Below are 15,671 nucleotides of genomic sequence, written 5' to 3'. Positions count from 1 at the left end.
CTCTTGCGCCGCCTGACCGGTGCCAGGGTTCTTCCTTGAACCGTCAAGACGGCGGGAGCCAGCTCCGGCGTTCCGCCTCCGCCGCGCCTTCCGGCGGCGGTTCTCCACCGGCGTCGCGCTGCAGAACGAGCACCTGCGACGGGCGACTGAGCAGCCGCGTCATCTCTTCGATCTGGTCGAGGCGAACCGGCACGCCGGTGAGCGCACCGAATTCGAGCGTCAGGTAGGCGAGCAGCGTCGCCAGCTTCCTCTTTCGCACCATGGATCCTCCGTGGGGTTCGTCGGACACGTCGAGAACGCGAGACGAACCGCGGGAGGACCCCGGAGCAGGAGCGCGGCAGAACCGAGTCGCGGCCGCGAAACCTGTGCGAGGGAAGCGAAAGCCGCCGCACCGACCCATGGCGCGACGATGGCGACGAGAGCCGCCGGCACGGCGAGCCCGAGGAGCACCATCCCGCCCCACGCCGCGCCCGCGGCGGCGAGCAGGAGGAGGGCCAGCAGCAGCACGGGAAGCGCTCGTCGCATGCCAGAGGGAGTCTATCCGAGGCGGCGGACGCCCCGCCCAGTGCCGGTCGCGCTCGTCCCCTCGCCCCCAGCACAGGTGGCTGGCACCTTTCCCGGAGAAAGCAGGGTCGACCCCGCCTGTGGCATCGGCTGGCCGCGGATCCTCAGCAGCCTGAAGTCCCGGCTCGAGACGGGGCGCCACGAGCCAACTTCGCGGGCTGAGCGCTTCCGGCCAGGTGCCAGGGACTTTTCCGGCAAGGTGCCCGCCAGGGGTACTCCGCGTGGTGCCAGGGTAACTCCCGTGCACGCACCCGGGGCTCCCGCGAGGTCCTCGCCGCCAGGCGTGTCAGACTGGACGCGCAGACTCGCGAGGGCCCTGGTGGAGATCAACCTGTCGCCGAGACGGCTCTGGAACGCGGCCCGCAAGGTCGTTGCCGGGCTTCCGCTCGGTGGCGAGGCCGTCTGGCCCGGGCTACGCAACGACCTTTTTGTCGCCCACGAGTCGATCTACCGCTACGCCGCTCGCTGGGCGCCGGCTTGCCGCATTCTCGACGCGGCTTGTGGGACGGGCTACGGCTCCCATCTGCTCGCCTGCTCTGGGGCAAGGTCCGTCCTCGGGGTCGATCGTGAACCGCGGCGGGTCCGATTCGCCTCGCGCCGATACTCCCACGCCGCGCTTTCCTTTCGTGTCGAAGACTGCGAACGGCTCGACCTCTCGCCTGGCGCCTTCGAGCTCGTGGTGTCGTCGAACACTCTCGAGCACCTGGCGGAGCCCGAGGCGTTCCTGCGTGGCGTCGCCGGAGCCCTCGGTGCCGCCGGACAACTCCTCGTCGCCATGCCGCCGGTGCTCTCCGACGCCGACCTGCGCGAACACGCCTGCAATCCTCACCACCTGTCGAATCTGTCGGTCCGCGGCTGGGGCGAGCTCTTTCGGCGCGAAGGATGGCAGTTCGAATACCTCAGTCATCGCTGCGCGAAGCCGCTCGACTTCCACTCGTTCCGCGCGAGCCGCGTGACCTCGGAGGACTTCGCGTTCGTCGGGGAGGCGCTCGAGGCCGCCTATGCCACGCCTCCCATCACCGCTCTCTTCCGCTTGCGGCGCGAGCGCTGACCCCGAACCCGTCAAAGTGCCAGCGACTTTCCCCCAGAGCCAGACCCACCCGAACCTCGCAACGGCACAACCCCTCGACTCCCTCAGACCGATGAGCCCGTCCGTCGCCGCTCGCAGGACCTCCCGTCTCCCCGCAGCCGCCGCGGCGCTGCTCGCCCTGGCACCCGCCGCCTTCGCCGACGCTGCCAAACCCGCGCTCCAGGGACCTGCCACGGAGGTCCTGCGCCGCGCCGAGGGCGGGCGCTGGTGGAGCGATGCCGCCCGGCTGAACCCGGAGATCCTGCCCACCTCGGACGGCCGGAGCTTCGTCGTCGTCTGGCGCCCGGCGGGGGCGACCCCGACGCGCTGGATCGTCTCGCTCCACGGATCGCGCGGCTTCGCGACCGACGACCTGGCGATCTGGTCTCCGTCGCTCGAGGGCCGCGACCTCGGGATCGTCTGTCTGCAGTGGTGGATCGGCACGGACGACTCGACGTCGTCCTACCTCACGCCGGTGCAGATCGATCGCGAGATCGGTCGCGTGCTCCAGCGCCTCGGCGTAAAACCGGGCCGGGCGATGCTCCACGGCTTCAGCCGCGGCGCCGCCAACATCTACGCCGTCGCGGCGCTCGACGCCGGCGGCGGCCGGCGCTCCTTCGCGCTCGTCGTCGCGAGCTCCGGCGGCGTCGCCGAGGAGTACCCGCCGACGCGCGCCCTGCTCGCGGGCAGCTACGGCGACCATCCGCTGCGCGGCACGCGCTGGGTCACGGCCGCCGGCGCACGCGACCCGCACCCCGATCGCGACGGCATCCCGGCGATGCGGCGGACCGCCGAGTGGCTCGTCGCGCAAGGCGCCGTCGTCGTCGAGCGGATCGAGGATCCCTCGCAAGGTCACGGTGCGCTCCAGCTCGATCGCGCCAACGCGCGGCACCTGGTCGATCTCTTCCTGAAGGAAAGCGTCGAATGAACGAGCGTGAGGCGCGTTGCGCACCGGATCCCGATCCATCCGTTGCCTGGTACCCCGGACACGAGCTGCTCCTGCCCGAGATCGTCCGGGCGGAGAACTGCTCGCTGTGGGATGCCGCCGGAAGGCGGTTCGTCGATCTCGAGTCCGGCGTCTGGTGTACCTCGGTCGGCCACGGACATCCGCGGCTGCTGCGCGTGATGGCCGAGCAGGCCGCGCGGGTCGCTCACGCCGGCTTCGGCTACTCGCACGCTGTCGTCGCCGAGAGCGCGCGGGAGATCCTCGATCTGTTGGGGTTCTCCGGCGGTCAGTGCGTCTTCCTCTGCTCGGGCAGCGAGGCGGTCGAGTACGCCGTCCGTGTCGTGCAATCGCTCGCCGAGCGACCGTTGCTGCTGACGATGAGCGACTCCTACCTCGGGGCCTACGGCTCGGCGAACCGGAAGCGCGACGACGAGTGACTCGGCTTCGACTGGGAGTCCTGCGCCGCGTGCACCCACTCCGCCGCTGGCAGCGAGCTCTGCGAGCACCTCGCCGCGATCCCCTTCGACACGATCGGCGGATTCGTCTTCGAGCCCGGCAGCTCCTCGGGGCTGGTGCGCTTTCCGCCCGGCCCGCTCGTGCGGCGGATCGTCGAGCGAATCCGCGCCGACGGCGGCCTGGTGATGGTCAACGAGGTGACCACCGGCATCGGCCGCACCGGCGAGTGGTTCGGCTTCCAGCACGACGGCCTCTCGCCCGACATCGTGGCGCTCGGCAAGGGTCTCGGCAACGGCTATCCGGTGAGCGTCGCGGCGTTCGCGCCGCACCTCGCCGAACGCCTGAGGGCCCAGCCGCTGCGGTACTCGCAGTCGCACCAGAACGACCCGCTCGGCGCGGCCATCGCTCGCGAGGTCGTCGCCATCGTCCGCGACGAGGGGCTGATCGAACGCGGGCGGGCGATCGCCGCCCAGCTCCGTTCGGGTCTCGAAGGGATCGCACAGCGCACCGGAGGGATCGAGACGATCCGTGCGCGCGGGCTCATGCTCGCGGTCGTCCTGAAGGACGGCCCCGGGACCCCGCTCACCCTCCAGGCGCACCGCGAGCTCTTCCGTCGCGGCTACCTCGTCGGTCGTCGCCCCGGCCTCGCCGTCCTGCGCCTCGACCCCAGCCTGACCATCGAGCGCGCCGACATCGCCGGGTTCCTCGTGGCGTTCGAGGAGGTCCTGGAGGCAGCGGTGCGGTCGCGCACGGGCTCGGACCCTCGAGCGACGTGAGCTCCCCCCGAGCGTCGCCTCTCCTTGCCGTTCTGCCCCCGGGCTCCTACACTCGCCACCATCGGAGCACCAACCCTCGGAAAGGAGACCCCATGACGAACCGCCGTCGCCTCGTGCTGGCTGCCGCCGCTCTGGTCTTCGTCGGTCTGGTCGCCTCGCTGAAGGCAGCTCCCGCTGCCCGGCCGAGCGCCGCAACGCCGGCCATCGGCGTCGAGCTGGCGATCTCTCCGTCGACCCGCGGCGACAGCACCTACACCTGCGTCGCCAGCCTGCGCGATCTCGCCACCGGCCAGGTGCTCTCCGAGCCCCGGGTGGTCTTCCGCAGCGGCGAGAGCGCCGAGATGCGCTCGGGTCTGACGCTCGACGGCGAGCCGGCCCACGTCGACCTCGCGATCGCCGCCGACGGCACCGACCGCACGGCCTCCGTCCGCGTCGACTTCACCCGCGGCGAAGCGCACACGACGATCCAGAGCGTCCGCGTTCACCTCTGATCGCCGCGGGCCACGCGGCGCTCGGCCCGTCACCTCCACCGACAGGAGCTTGCGATGAGCGACGAAGACGAGCTCGTGACCGCGCTCGAGACGGGCGATGCCGGCCTCGTCATGCTGGTCCGTTCGATGCTCGAGGATGCGGAGGTCCCGTGCGTCGTCCAGGGTGACGCGGTGCAGGAGCTGTTCAACCTCGGCCGCTTCGGAACCGGGTTCAACCCGCTCGCCGGCCCGGTGCGAATCCTCGTCCGGCGCTGCGACGAGTCGACGGCACGCGAGCTCTTGCGCCAGACGACACCACTCGTCGAAGGCGACGAGGGGCACGCCTAGGGCTACGATGCGACGACGCGCTGCTCTCTTCGCCCTGTTGACGATCGGCTGCGTGGCGTTCGCCGCGAGCTCACCGGCGCGGGCCGAAGGCACGGTGACGTTCCGACCCGGCCTCCCCGACGACCCCGCGGCCAGACGTCTCCGCCTTCGCAACCCCCAGACAACGACGATTCCGCTGCGCGACTCGACGAAACGCCTTCCGGTCCTCTGGGCCAAGGACGAGGCGGGAGACGACGCGCTCTGGATCGTCCTCGAGCTACCGGAGGGCGGCACCGAGCTGCGTTCGGTGAGCTTGCAGGTCAGCGACTCCGGCACCCGCGCGACCCGCGTCTCTCTGCCATTGCAGGCCGATTCCGGTGTTCTGACCGGCCTCGATCTCAGGCTCCTGCCATCGACACGCGAGCTGCGCTACCGATGGTCGCAGACGATGCTGTCGACTGCGGAGGCCGGGTCGGTCCTCCGCGGAAAGCCGCTGCCCCCCTTTGCGTTGCGCGAGCTCGGGAGCACCGTCGAGACGCCCTTCGCATCGTCGTCCGCTCTCGTCGTCATCAACTCCTGGACGACCTCGTGCGGCCCCTGCGTCGCGGAGATGCCCAGCCTCAACGAGCTGGTCGCGAAGTGGTCGCCGCGCGGCGTCCGTTTCGTGGCGATCGCCCAAGACAGCCCGGAGCGGGTCACCCGGTTCTTCGCTTCGCACGAGTTCCGCTTCCACCAGACCCTGGGCACAGAGTCGAGCGCTGCCGTCTTCGGCCTCACCTATCCTCGCCACGTGCTCCTCGGCCGGGACGGTCGCGTCCAGTTTGATGCCGTCGGCGGCTCGCCGCAGATCGCCAAGCGTCTCGATGCCGCCCTCGCGAGGGCGATGCACGAGTAGCCCCCCGATCTCGCGGAGGGATCCTCTCCCTGGGGGCGTTTCGTTCCGTGTCCTCCCCGAGTCGGTGAACGCGTAGCCTGGTACATGAGCGTCTCGACGAGCACCAGCCTCTCTCGGTCCAGCTGGAGCCCGATCGCCCCGGCGAGCCGGAAGGGTCGGGGCCGACCGCTCCGCTGCCTACGCTTTTCGGAAGATCGATGACCCGTACACCTCAACGGATCCGCAAGGCCTGGGCCGTGCTCCTGGCCTACTGCATCCTCACCTTCGTCGGCGGGCTCTACCCGTATCTGACGCTGACGGCCGCGGTCCGTCCGGCGCAGCTGGCGCAGGTCGCCGTCGATGCGGTGGCGATCTACGGTCTCGCCGGCTTCGTCCTCCGCCGGCCCGTCCGGCAGATCGCGCTGCGCCTACTGTTCCGGGTGATTGCCCTTGTCTTCGTCGCCCGCGCGGTTGTCGTGGCCCGCCTGGTCTCTCCCAATCTCACCCCGTGGGAATCGACGCGGGAGCAACTCGTCTCGCTCCTCCTGATCGCGACGCTGCCGCTCGCGCTCCTGGTCGCTGTCGCGCTCTGGCGGCACAGCTTCGCGGACCGGGCGACGCCGGAGCGCAAACAAGATTCTACAACTCGGTGATTTCCCTCCCTCGTCGCGCCGACCCTGTGGCAGACTTCTCCCTGCACCGCATGTCCAGAACCTCTCTCGTCGTGACGGTCGCCGGAGCGCTCGCACTCGCCGGGCCCTTGCTCGCCGCAGTCTGCCTTGCCGCCGGACCGAAGCCGGCGCCGTACGGAGCGAAGGTCGCCTTCCGCGCCGGCTCGCCGATCCGTTTCGCCGATTTCTCCCTCACCTTCCTCGGCACCCGGCGGGTCGCCTCCGAGACGTACCCGCGGGGATTCGTCTTCTACGATTTCCGCATGGTCCGGGAGGACCAGGTCGTCACCGTCTCGTGGAGCGCGGGGACCGGCGACATCGGGCCCGTGACCTTCTCGCTCGGCGGGCGTCGTTTCGCACTCGAGCTCAAGCGCTCGGATCGCCTCGGCGTCCTCGGCGACGACGAGCTCGTGGTGACGCCGGCCCCGCCGGCGGAGTGACATGTTCTTCACGCAGCGCACGCGCTTCGTCCTGGTCCACGGCGTCCTCAGCCTCTGCGCCATCCCGGCGGTCCGCCACCTGGCCACCCTGTGGCACCAGGTCATAGGACGGATCCACCTTCCGGTCTTCGATGTCATCTGCGAGCTCACGCTCGCCGCGTTCTTCTCCCTCGTCTCCGGCGTCTGCATCGCGCGCCTGGCGGCCTCGTGGCTCGTGCGATCGACCCCACCGGGCGACGAGGCGGACGTCAACTGACGAGGACCCGGCGAGGAGCCCCGGCGCGGCCTCGTTCCGCACCCTGCACCTCGCCACGGCGCGAGCCCACCTCCGGCCGCGAGCCGGTGCGGCGTGACGCTCGCCCCGGTTCCAGCTTAGTGTTGGCGCACCAGGAGGACAGCCCATGAAGAGCAACCCGGTCGGTTGGTTCGAGATCTACGTCCAGGAAATGCCGCGCGCCAAAGCGTTCTACCAGACGGTCTTCGAAGTCGAGCTCAAGCCGCTCGCCAGCGGCGATCTCGAGATGTGGGCCTTCCCGGCGGAGCTCGACCGCTGGGGCGCCGGCGGCGCCCTGGTCCGGATGGCGGGATGCACGTCGGGGTTCGCCGGCACGCTCGTCTACTTCAGCTGCGCCGACTGCGCGGTCGAAGAGGCGCGCGCCGCGGCGGCCGGCGGCAAGGTGCAGCGCGCCAAGATGTCGATCGGCGAGTACGGGTTCATCTCGCTCGTCGTCGACACCGAAGGCAACCTGATCGGTCTCCATTCGATGAGCTGACGCCCGGGCGAGCCGATCTCGTCCGAGCCCTTCCCGGTGAAGCGATCTCCGTGAGAGTCCTCGTCACCGGCTCCTCCGGACGGATCGGCCGCGCCATCGTCGTCCGGCTGGCAGCCGAGCACGCGGTGGTCGGCCTCGATCGCACGCCCTCGTCGACCACCGCGATCGTCGCCGCGCTCGACGACACCGCTCGACTGCGCCGCGCGCTCGACGGCGCCGACGCGGTCGTTCACGTCGCGGCGCTTCACGCTCCACACGTCGGCCTGGAGAGCGACGACGCCTTCGAGCGGGTCAACGTCCAGGGAACCGAAACGCTGGCTCGGCTCGCCGTCGAGGCCGGCGTGCGCACCTTCGTCTTCACCAGCACCACCGCGCTCTACGGCGTCGCCGGAGCGGCCGGCGCACCCGCCCGTTGGATCGACGAGACGACGACGCCGCAGCCGCGGACCGTCTACCATCGAACCAAACTCGCGGCTGAGCGCCGGCTCGCCGCCATCGCCGAGCGCGACGACCTCGCCGTGACCGTCCTTCGCATGTCACGCTGCTTCCCCGAACCGGCGCCCGCGATGGCGCTCCACCGCCTGTCTCGGGGCGTCGATGCACGCGACGTCGCCGACGCCCATGCCGCGGCCCTCGACGAGCGCCCCGCCGCCGCCCGCGAGCGCTACCGGACCTTCGTCATCTCCGGAGCGACGCCTTTCCTGCCGGAAGACGTCGCCGAGCTCGGGAGCGACGCCGCGAGGACGCTCGCGCGACGCGCCCCGGAGCTCGTCGATGCGTTCGCCCGGCGCGGCTGGACCATGCCGGCGACGATCGACCGCGTCTACTCCCCCGCCCGTGCCGCGAGCGAGCTCGGCTGGCGGAGCGTCCACGGCTTCGCCGAGGTCCTCGCCGAGCTCGACCGGCGCTCCTCGGAGGTCCTGCCGCCCGGTTTCCCCCACAGCCGGCCGTTCCCCTGATACGGTGAGACGTGCAAACTCCGCGCGAGATGACCCGACGGGACCTCCGATGACGACCAAGCCGCAGACGATCGACGAGTACCTCGCGCCGCTACCCGAGGAGAAGCGCGCCGCGCTCGAACGGCTGCGGCAGCAGATCCGCGCCGCCGCCCCGGAGGCCGAGGAGTGCATCAGCTACGGTCTCCCGGCGTTCCGTCTGCACGGACGGCTGCTGGTGGCCTTCGGCGCCGCGGTCCGCCACTGCGCTCTCTACCCCGGGGCCCATCCGATCGCCGCGCTCGCCGACGAGCTCGACGACTACGACACCAGCAAGGGCACCGTGCGCTACACCGAAGCCAACCCGCTTTCGCCGGCGCTGGTGCGCCGGCTGGTCCAAGCGAGAATTGACGAGCACGACAGCCAGCGGAGCACCGCCTCCTCCCGTCCGTCGGCCCGCAAGGCGGCGAAGCCGGCGGGCGCCGACACGCCGGAACCGCACCCCTGACCGACCGCACGCGTCCCGCCCACGTCTCCTTCGCCGGCGACGGCCGGGTGGGGGTCGACGCGCCCTCGGAATCGCTCGTCCCCCTCCTCGCCGAGCTCGGCGGCCACGCCCGCGGCGACGGCTGGACGCTCCCCGATGCGGACGAACTGCAGCTCGCCCGCCTGCTCTCGACGCTCCGCAATCTCGGCCTGCCGCTCGCCGGGGCTCCCCACGGCTGGCCACCCGCCGAGATCTTCGCCGACCTGCGCGAGCGCGGCCTCGTCGCCGGGACCTTTCTCGAGATCACCTGGACCTCCCCGGATCAGCATCAGACGGTCGAGCGCTGAGCCACGCCGCGTGCCTTCGATCTCCATTCGAGCTTCGCTGGGCAGGACACTGTTCGCGCTTGCGTCTACCCTGCGAATAGGCGGATGAAGGAGTGGCGAAGGCGGTCCCAACAACTGTCGACAAGGACTGCGACTCCTTCCATAGAGGCGAGTTCGAGACGGCACATCTCGGCCACACCCGGGAAGAGACCACGAGAGACCCGCAGTCACTCACTACCCGTTTCTACAAGAATCCCTTGCGAGGACCGAACGATGCCCATCGAGAGACCGAAGCCCGAGGACCAGCGGAAACTCCACGCCGAGGTGAACCAACTCGTCAACCAGCGTTTCCTCTTGACCACACTCAGCATCACGCTGTTCGGCGCCTTGACCGCCTGGCAGATCCCAGGTCAGACGCCGACGGCCACGGAGCCTCTCGGCGCCTTCCGCTTCGTCGTGGCTTGGCTGACCGTCGTCGTCCTCTTCCTGCTCTTCTTCCTGGCTAATCGACTCGGAGCAGCGATTCGGACGATCTCGACCTACCTGGTGGTGACGAGTGCATCCGACTGGGAGCGAGACATCGAGAGGCTCCGGCAGTCAGGTGGCCACATCGGGTACACCAAACCCCAAGCTGTGGTCTTTCTGACACTCGGAGTTCTCTCGAGCGCGTTCCCATTCGTGCTGTGGGCGGCGTTTCCCACCTACGAGCTCCAGCCGCGCGGCGGCGTCCTGATCACGGTCATACTTGGCCTCCTCTACATCATCTTCGTTTCTGGTATGGCCTACGGCGACTGGTTCAATCCAGATCGTGAAGCGAAGGCCAGATGGGAGAGCCTGCTCGGCACCCTGGAACCGAATTGCCGCAATGAGCCCGCTTCGAGGCTAGATTCCGACGGCGCATAGGCTGACAACCCACAAGAGAGTTCCCGAAGCGGAATCTCGCGCGGGAGAAGAGGAATTAGGAGCAGGGAGCCAGGAGTCCCTCGGGAGAGGTGGCGTGGACCCCCCAAGTGCGCCCAAGCTCATCGAGCCTGGGCAGCGAAGGCCCCTGAACCCCCCGTCTCGTCCTGTCAGTGTCCAGCTCCCGAAACGAGATCGTCTCCGAATGAGGCCTGGCCGAACACAGGTCCGCGCCACCGAGCGAGACTCTCAGCTTCGCCGCCATGTCACGGCTCCAGAAACCGGCATCTCAAGAGGCAATGCTGCCCACTGGCGGAGAAACAAGAGACCTCGGCGGCCAGCAACTGGCCGGAACCCACCCTCAAGCCTCGAGCAACCGCCTCAGCGCAACAGCGACGCAACGAGCGGATAGTCCCCGTCGCGCAACGAGCCGGCGCGGATGCAGCGCAGGGCACCGTCGGCGCCGACGAGCAGTTGCAGCGGGATGCCGCCCGGCGCGGGCTGGGTGTAGCGCGCGAGCCAGGGATCGAGGTCAGCCGAGCTGACCAGTCGCCCCGAAGGATCCGGGGCCGTCTCCGGATGCTCGGCGAGGAACTTCGTGAGATCTGCTTCCTTCTCGTCGACCGAGAGGAAGAGCACCTCGGCGGCGATGCCCTCCTTGCGCAGCGCGTCGCGCCAGCGCAGGACGAGCGGCATCTCGCGCAGACAGGGGACGCACCAGGTCGCCCAGACGTTGACCCAGAAGGGACGGCCGGCGGGGAGCACCGGCGCGGCGCTGCCAGGTCGCGCCGCGACGAGCTTCGGCAGGTCGAGGTGCGGACCGCCGGCAGGGAACGAGGCATCGCACCAGCGGGCGGTGTCGGTCGAGGGTGCGCTCGCCTTGACGGCGTCGAAGCGCGAGACGGTCGGCGCGGGCTCCGAGCGACCGCAGGTGACCCCCGTGAGGCCGGCCAAGAGGACGGGGGCGAGCAGCGAGGCGATGCGGCGTCGGCTCACAGCCGGCAGTCGATCCAGGCGATGAACGCCGAACGGTTGAGCTGGGCGGAGGTGCAGGTGTCACCGGGGCGCGAACGCGACCAGCGGCAGAACTCCGGATCGAGTTGGGCGAACTCCTCGCCGAGCCAGAGCAGACCGACCTCCTGGTCGAGATCCGGGTCGTTGAAGCGGCTGCGCAGGTGCTGCAGCACGCCGTCAGCGCGCTTGCGCGACAGGTCGCGGTTGTAGGCCGCGCCACCTTCCGGCGACGCGCGCGACACCACCAGGAAGTAGGAGGCTCCGCGCTGGTCGGCGAAGGTCTTGTCGAGCAACGCGAGCGCGCCGCTGTCGAGGTCGCCGCTGTCCTGGTCGAACTGCAGGATGGCGGCACGGTCGGCGAGCGGGGAGAAGAGCGCGTTGAAATCGTGCCCCGACATCGCGGCGACCGAACGCGCCTCGAGCGGCTGGCAACCGCGAGTGCCACCCCCCTTGACCAGGCCGCAGGAGGTGAGCACCCGCCGCAGGATCTGCTTGAGCGAGCCGGTGCAGTAGCCCTGATCGGATGCACTCGCCACCGCGACCCCGGCGGAAGCCGGCGTCTGCGCCTCGGCGAGGCGGGTCGAGGCGCCGTGCACCCAGAAGGCGACGAGCGCGGTGAGCGCGACGAGGCCGGCGAGCGAGAGCATCGTGGACAGGTTGCGGGACGGCATGGCTCACCTCCCCGCGCCGGCGAGCCGGCGCGAGAGCACGTACTCGAGACCGAGATCGGTGTCTTCGTCGCAGACCTTCTCGCCGTTGACGAAGAGCTGCGGCGTCAGCACCGGCAGCGAGTTGCCCACCGCCCAGCGCAGCGAGCGATTGAGCTTGGCCCGCACCTCCGGCTTGCCGAGGCAACCGGCGATCGCGGGGAACTGCGCGGCGAGCCGCGCCCCGACCTTCGCCGGGTCGGCACGCCCGAGCTCGTGCAGCTCCTCCTGGTGGGCGAAGGTCCAGGCGAGGATCTCGCGCCCCTGGGCGCCGCCGCACAGCACCGCTTCGCTCGCCGCGCAGGCCCCCGGATGGACCGACTCCTGAACCATCCAGTTGCACGACTTGTCGAGCGGGAAGAGGACGGTCTCGAGCGCCAGCCGGCGATCGAGGCCGCTCGCGGCCAGCCGCTGCCCGAGGCCACGACAGGCCGGGCAGAGCGGGTCGACGAGCTCGATCGCCGGCGCACCGCCGGTCGCCTCGCCGAGCTTCAAGCGGACGCCGTAGCGATCCTCCGGGTGGAGCAGATCGCCGCACTTGCCTGTTGCCGGATAAGCCGGCTTGAGGAAGAGGTAGAGGAGCAGCGGCACGGCCACGAAGACCACGCCCTCGGCGAAGGAGAAGGCGAAGCGACCCCAGGAAGCCGGAGCCTCCGCCGCGCCGCGCGCCGCGCCGAGATGGGCGACGAGCGCCGTGACGAAGAGGCCGAGCGAGCTCGCGTAGATGCCGACGCAGAGCTTGCAGACGGCGCCCAGCACGGCGACCGAGAGGATGAAGTAGCCGATCGAGACGGCGAGCGGCAGGAGCGAGGCGACGAGCAGGAAGCGTGTCTCCCCCGCCTCGGCCGTCTTGCCGGCGAGGATCAGCCCGACGATGCGGAAGAGCAGGAAGGCGAAGACCGACAGCGCGCCGAGTGCGATCGGCACGCCGCCCCAGGTCGCCGAGCGGAGCACCGCCGAGTACGGGCTCATCATCGTCACGTGACAGCCGGAGGTGCCGCTCGCGTCGGTCGACGCGAGACCGGGGATGTACGAGCAGGTGATCGCGTGTACCTGACGATCGAGGTGGGCGACGTAGTCGTGGGTCGACACGCCGGCGAAGATCGCGCCGGCGAGCGCACAGAGCGCCATCAGGATCCAGACGGGCTTGGCGGTGGCATTCACAGGCGGGGACCTCCCGGAACTCGTTCCTGCTGCACGGCGTGCCGATCGGGTGTCCGCTGCGAGCGGCGGATCGCCCCGGATGCTAGCACCGCTTTCTGGGCGACAAGGCCTCCCTCGAGGCCGTCGCCACCCGACTCGCCCAGCCCACGAAGCCTCCTCCCGAGAAAAGTGTCCGGTCTTTGCCTCCGGCGGCAGCGAAGAAGAGAAGAAGGGCCCGGGAGCCGGCGGAGGACCCCGGTGACTCGAGCCCGAAAGGTACGAGGTCGACCCGCCGGGGGACACCACCGGTGGCTCTCGGCGGATTCGATCGCCCCCCAGGGGAAAGGAGCCCCCCGATGAGCGAGACCACATCGGACGACGCGTTGCATGCTGCCGGGCTGGCCCTGGCCCAGGCCGTCGCCAACGCCCTCGACCTTCCGGAGGGCGAACCCCTGCAACCGCTGGCTTTCGTCGGACGAGGATCCGACCTCCGGCTGGTGCAGTTCGCGGCGCCGGCCGCCGAGCCGGCCCTGGCGAAAGGAAGGCAGGAGTCCGAGACCTGGCGCTCCGCCGGTTGGCCCTGGGCGCTGGCGTGCAACGGCCAGTTGGCGAGCGACGACCCGACGGTCGACGTGCTGATCGTCGAGCTCTGGGGCCCCGGAATGGAAGAGCCTCTCCGCATCGAGCAGGCTTACCTCCCCTCCCACGGTCCGGAGAAGCTGAGAGTGCTCGGTCCGATGCGACTCCGCCGCCACGACCAGGGAGTCCCGGCACCCGAGGTCGTCCCGCTCGTCGCCCGGATCATGCGCGGGATGGCCCAACACCCGCAGGCCCGTTCGGTCTGGAGACACTGGGCCGAGGCCAGCTGAGGGCGGCCCCCTCCGCCTCCCGCAGGTCTTCGACGGCGCGCGAGGGCGTCGGGTAAGCTCCCGGTCGTGCCCCCCAGACGCCGGATTCCCGGCTCCCTCCTGCTCGCCGCCGTGGCGGTGCTCGTCGGCTGCCGCCACGCCGACTCGACCCGGAACGCGCCGCCGAGCGACGCCGAGCTCGCGCGCTTCCGCGATCGCGTGCTTGCCGCCGCGGCACGCGAGCTGCCCGGACGCGAGCTCACGGCGACCGGCGACCCGCGAGTGCTCAAGCACGGCAACGCCGAGCTCGGCCTGCAGAACCTCTTTCTCGTCGACCGGCAGAACGGCGGCGACGACGCGGCGCTCGCCCGCCTCGTGCGCGAACAGCTCGGCGCCAGCCTCGCCGCCGCCGACGCGGCCGCTGCGGCGAGAGCCCTCGACTGGGTCGCCGCGAAGCCGCTGCTCCGGCCGCAGATCGCTCCGGCCGAATACGGAACGCGGATGCCGCTCGCCCATCGCCCGTTTGCCCACGGCGCGATCGAGGCCTATGTTCTCGACCAGGATTCGACCTATCAGTACGTGCTCGTCGACGATCTCGCACGCTGGAAGGTCACGCTCGACGAGGTTCGTGCCCGGGCCCTGGAGAACCTCGACCGGGCGAGCGCCGGCCTCTCCCCCGAGGTCGCCGACGGGGCCGAGACGGTGCTCGTCTTCTCCACCCACGACGGCTACGACGCCGCGCGGCTGCTCCTGCCGAGCGTGCGCGCCGCTGCCGCCGCAGCGCTCGGCAGCCCGTTTCACGCGGCGATCCCCACCCGCGACACGCTCGTCCTCTGGCGCGCCGACGCCTCGCCGGACGTCGCCGCGCAGACCCGGCGCACCGTCGCCGAACAGTTCTCCCACGATCCCTACGCCCTGAGCGACGCGATCCTCGAAGTTACGGCCACCTCGCTCCGCGAGCTGCCGCGGTAGACCTCACGTCCCCCCGGCAGTCGCGCTCCACCCTCGGTCGGCCCGGGTGCGTCGCGCCCAGCGGAATCGTCGCGACGTCCGCCGTGCGGGACGCACACGACGCCGAACGCGGTATGGACGTATGCCAGGAAGGCACCACCTGTCGCGGGTCCGACGATCGACGGTCGCAGTTCGACGCGAGGACCCGCGCGACTCGACGAGGCCTCCGATGCTCTGGAAGCGATTCCTGCCCTGGACCTCTCCGCCGCTCCCGCCTTCGAATCTGCTTGCCGGCGTCGGCCAGGGCGACTTCTGGAAGATCGGCCGAGCGACCGTCGACCTCATCCGCCGCACGGTCGGTCTCACCGCGTGCGAGCACGTGCTCGACGTCGGCTGCGGGCTCGGTCGCATCGCCTGGCCGCTCTCGCGACAGCTCGGGAGACGAGCCCGCTACATCGGCATGGACGCGAGCCGGCTCTACGTCGACTGGTGTCGACACCACCTGGGGCACGATCGCCGGCTGACCTTCACCCACGTCGACGTCCGCTCGCGGGTCTACAACCCGACCGGAACGATCCCCGCGTCCGAGTGCGTGTTCGAGTGGCCGGACGCGAGCTTCGACCTGGTCGTCGCGACGTCGCTCTTCACCCACCTCGAGCCGAACGCCACCGAGCGCTTTCTCGCCGAGATCGCCCGCGTGCTGAGCCCGACCGGACGACTCTTCGCCACCTTCTTCGTGCTCGATCCCCTCGGCCGAACGGCGATCGCCCGCGGCGCCACCTTCCCGACCTTCGAGCACCCGATTCCGCAGGGACGGCTGCACGATCCGGCGAGGCCGGAAGCGGCGATCGCGTTCCATCCGGAATGGCTGCACGAGGCGATCTCCCGGGCCGGGCTGCGCGCGGGATGCGAACAGTCCGGACTCTGGAAGGGCGCGCCCGGGCCCTGCTACCAGGATGTCATCGCCGCCGCACGTCGCTGACGGCGGGGACCG

The 15,671-nt window shown here is 70.5% G+C and carries 22 protein-coding genes; 18 read left to right on the top strand and 4 right to left on the bottom strand.

The genetic code is table 11. The features are described 5' to 3' along the window. Positions 1-43 precede the first annotated feature (43 nt). Entirely contained in the window at positions 44-262 is a 219-nt protein-coding gene (locus tag IPJ17_10625) for a hypothetical protein (protein QQR75994.1), read from the bottom strand. Positions 263-883: 621 nt separating this feature from the next. Between IPJ17_10625 and IPJ17_10620 the strand changes: the two genes are divergently transcribed. The 15 genes from IPJ17_10620 to IPJ17_10550 all read left to right on the top strand — a co-directional run bounded on the left by IPJ17_10620 (position 884) and on the right by IPJ17_10550 (position 10,017). Next, positions 884-1,615 (top strand): class I SAM-dependent methyltransferase, encoded by a 732-nt coding sequence (locus tag IPJ17_10620; GenBank protein ID QQR75993.1) that lies wholly within the window; start codon positions 884-886, stop codon positions 1,613-1,615. 91 nt (positions 1,616-1,706) lie between these two features. Beyond that, entirely contained in the window at positions 1,707-2,561 is an 855-nt protein-coding gene (locus IPJ17_10615; protein ID QQR75992.1) for a hypothetical protein, read from the top strand. Next, positions 2,558-3,016 carry an aminotransferase class III-fold pyridoxal phosphate-dependent enzyme gene (locus tag IPJ17_10610; GenBank protein ID QQR75991.1) on the top strand — a complete coding sequence of 153 codons (459 nt, stop codon included), beginning with the start codon at positions 2,558-2,560 and terminating at the stop codon, positions 3,014-3,016. Before IPJ17_10615 ends, IPJ17_10610 begins: the two co-directional genes overlap by 4 nt. 78 nt (positions 3,017-3,094) lie before the next feature. Then, positions 3,095-3,811 carry an aminotransferase class III-fold pyridoxal phosphate-dependent enzyme gene (locus tag IPJ17_10605; GenBank protein ID QQR76144.1) on the top strand — a complete coding sequence of 239 codons (717 nt, stop codon included), beginning with the start codon at positions 3,095-3,097 and terminating at the stop codon, positions 3,809-3,811. A gap of 92 nt (positions 3,812-3,903) precedes the next feature. Then, entirely contained in the window at positions 3,904-4,302 is a 399-nt protein-coding gene (locus tag IPJ17_10600) for a hypothetical protein (GenBank protein QQR75990.1), read from the top strand. A gap of 54 nt (positions 4,303-4,356) precedes the next feature. Further along, the gene (locus IPJ17_10595) at positions 4,357-4,629 is read left to right on the top strand and encodes a DUF2007 domain-containing protein (protein QQR75989.1); all 273 of its coding nucleotides are present in this window, start codon (positions 4,357-4,359) and stop codon (positions 4,627-4,629) included. A gap of 7 nt (positions 4,630-4,636) precedes the next feature. Further along, positions 4,637-5,503, top strand: a complete 867-nt coding sequence (locus IPJ17_10590) for a TlpA family protein disulfide reductase (protein QQR75988.1) — start codon at positions 4,637-4,639, stop codon at positions 5,501-5,503. A gap of 197 nt (positions 5,504-5,700) precedes the next feature. Next, on the top strand, positions 5,701-6,135 hold the full coding sequence (locus IPJ17_10585; protein QQR75987.1) for a hypothetical protein: 435 nt from the start codon (positions 5,701-5,703) through the stop codon (positions 6,133-6,135). A gap of 50 nt (positions 6,136-6,185) precedes the next feature. Further along, positions 6,186-6,593: a hypothetical protein gene (locus IPJ17_10580; GenBank protein ID QQR75986.1), complete on the top strand. Its 408-nt coding sequence runs from the start codon at positions 6,186-6,188 to the stop codon at positions 6,591-6,593. Between the two features lies 1 nt (position 6,594). After that, positions 6,595-6,849, top strand: a complete 255-nt coding sequence (locus IPJ17_10575) for a hypothetical protein (GenBank protein ID QQR75985.1) — start codon at positions 6,595-6,597, stop codon at positions 6,847-6,849. 145 nt (positions 6,850-6,994) lie between these two features. After that, positions 6,995-7,366, top strand: a complete 372-nt coding sequence (locus tag IPJ17_10570) for a VOC family protein (GenBank protein ID QQR75984.1) — start codon at positions 6,995-6,997, stop codon at positions 7,364-7,366. 50 nt (positions 7,367-7,416) lie between these two features. Beyond that, a complete protein-coding gene (locus tag IPJ17_10565; protein ID QQR75983.1) occupies positions 7,417-8,325 on the top strand; it encodes an NAD(P)-dependent oxidoreductase in 909 nt (302 codons plus the stop codon). Between the two features lie 49 nt (positions 8,326-8,374). Beyond that, positions 8,375-8,809, top strand: a complete 435-nt coding sequence (locus tag IPJ17_10560; protein ID QQR75982.1) for a DUF1801 domain-containing protein — start codon at positions 8,375-8,377, stop codon at positions 8,807-8,809. A gap of 47 nt (positions 8,810-8,856) precedes the next feature. Then, positions 8,857-9,135 (top strand): hypothetical protein, encoded by a 279-nt coding sequence (locus IPJ17_10555; protein ID QQR75981.1) that lies wholly within the window; start codon positions 8,857-8,859, stop codon positions 9,133-9,135. A gap of 252 nt (positions 9,136-9,387) precedes the next feature. Beyond that, positions 9,388-10,017 (top strand): hypothetical protein, encoded by a 630-nt coding sequence (locus IPJ17_10550; protein ID QQR75980.1) that lies wholly within the window; start codon positions 9,388-9,390, stop codon positions 10,015-10,017. 378 nt (positions 10,018-10,395) lie between these two features. Here IPJ17_10550 and IPJ17_10545 read toward each other — a convergent pair whose 3' ends face one another. Genes IPJ17_10545 through IPJ17_10535 form a run of 3 tightly spaced genes read right to left on the bottom strand, consistent with a single transcriptional unit; the run spans position 10,396 to position 12,899 of the window. Further along, entirely contained in the window at positions 10,396-11,010 is a 615-nt protein-coding gene (locus tag IPJ17_10545; protein ID QQR75979.1) for a TlpA family protein disulfide reductase, read from the bottom strand. Continuing rightward, entirely contained in the window at positions 11,007-11,699 is a 693-nt protein-coding gene (locus IPJ17_10540; protein ID QQR75978.1) for a hypothetical protein, read from the bottom strand. The genes IPJ17_10545 and IPJ17_10540 overlap by 4 nt, the downstream gene beginning before the upstream one ends. A gap of 3 nt (positions 11,700-11,702) precedes the next feature. Continuing rightward, positions 11,703-12,899: a hypothetical protein gene (locus IPJ17_10535; protein QQR75977.1), complete on the bottom strand. Its 1,197-nt coding sequence runs from the start codon at positions 12,897-12,899 to the stop codon at positions 11,703-11,705. Positions 12,900-13,234: 335 nt separating this feature from the next. On the opposite strand from IPJ17_10535, the gene IPJ17_10530 reads away from it, so the two are divergent. The 3 genes from IPJ17_10530 (at position 13,235) to IPJ17_10520 (ending at position 15,659) form a co-directional block, all read left to right on the top strand. Then, the gene (locus IPJ17_10530; GenBank protein ID QQR75976.1) at positions 13,235-13,747 is read left to right on the top strand and encodes a hypothetical protein; all 513 of its coding nucleotides are present in this window, start codon (positions 13,235-13,237) and stop codon (positions 13,745-13,747) included. 66 nt (positions 13,748-13,813) lie between these two features. Next, a complete protein-coding gene (locus tag IPJ17_10525) occupies positions 13,814-14,698 on the top strand; it encodes a DUF1444 family protein (protein ID QQR75975.1) in 885 nt (294 codons plus the stop codon). Between the two features lie 208 nt (positions 14,699-14,906). Then, on the top strand, positions 14,907-15,659 hold the full coding sequence (locus tag IPJ17_10520; protein QQR75974.1) for a class I SAM-dependent methyltransferase: 753 nt from the start codon (positions 14,907-14,909) through the stop codon (positions 15,657-15,659). Positions 15,660-15,671 lie beyond the last annotated feature (12 nt).

The organism is Holophagales bacterium (assembly GCA_016699405.1).
Classification (GTDB): domain Bacteria; phylum Acidobacteriota; class Thermoanaerobaculia; order Multivoradales; family JAGPDF01; genus JAAYLR01.
This window is presented reverse-complemented; position numbering and strand designations above follow the sequence as displayed.

Bases quoted from the DNA above. Each gene is read 5' to 3' on its own strand.
- IPJ17_10625 (QQR75994.1), bottom strand. From the start codon at position 262: ATGGTGCGAAAGAGGAAGCTGGCGACGCTGCTCGCCTACCTGACGCTC.
- IPJ17_10615 (QQR75992.1), top strand. From the start codon at position 1,707: ATGAGCCCGTCCGTCGCCGCTCGCAGGACCTCCCGTCTCCCCGCAGCC.
- IPJ17_10610 (QQR75991.1), top strand. From the start codon at position 2,558: ATGAACGAGCGTGAGGCGCGTTGCGCACCGGATCCCGATCCATCCGTT.
- IPJ17_10600 (QQR75990.1), top strand. From the start codon at position 3,904: ATGACGAACCGCCGTCGCCTCGTGCTGGCTGCCGCCGCTCTGGTCTTC.
- IPJ17_10595 (QQR75989.1), top strand. From the start codon at position 4,357: ATGAGCGACGAAGACGAGCTCGTGACCGCGCTCGAGACGGGCGATGCC.
- IPJ17_10590 (QQR75988.1), top strand. From the start codon at position 4,637: ATGCGACGACGCGCTGCTCTCTTCGCCCTGTTGACGATCGGCTGCGTG.
- IPJ17_10585 (QQR75987.1), top strand. From the start codon at position 5,701: ATGACCCGTACACCTCAACGGATCCGCAAGGCCTGGGCCGTGCTCCTG.
- IPJ17_10580 (QQR75986.1), top strand. From the start codon at position 6,186: ATGTCCAGAACCTCTCTCGTCGTGACGGTCGCCGGAGCGCTCGCACTC.
- IPJ17_10575 (QQR75985.1), top strand. From the start codon at position 6,595: ATGTTCTTCACGCAGCGCACGCGCTTCGTCCTGGTCCACGGCGTCCTC.
- IPJ17_10570 (QQR75984.1), top strand. From the start codon at position 6,995: ATGAAGAGCAACCCGGTCGGTTGGTTCGAGATCTACGTCCAGGAAATG.
- IPJ17_10560 (QQR75982.1), top strand. From the start codon at position 8,375: ATGACGACCAAGCCGCAGACGATCGACGAGTACCTCGCGCCGCTACCC.
- IPJ17_10550 (QQR75980.1), top strand. From the start codon at position 9,388: ATGCCCATCGAGAGACCGAAGCCCGAGGACCAGCGGAAACTCCACGCC.
- IPJ17_10540 (QQR75978.1), bottom strand. From the start codon at position 11,699: ATGCCGTCCCGCAACCTGTCCACGATGCTCTCGCTCGCCGGCCTCGTC.
- IPJ17_10530 (QQR75976.1), top strand. From the start codon at position 13,235: ATGAGCGAGACCACATCGGACGACGCGTTGCATGCTGCCGGGCTGGCC.
- IPJ17_10520 (QQR75974.1), top strand. From the start codon at position 14,907: ATGCTCTGGAAGCGATTCCTGCCCTGGACCTCTCCGCCGCTCCCGCCT.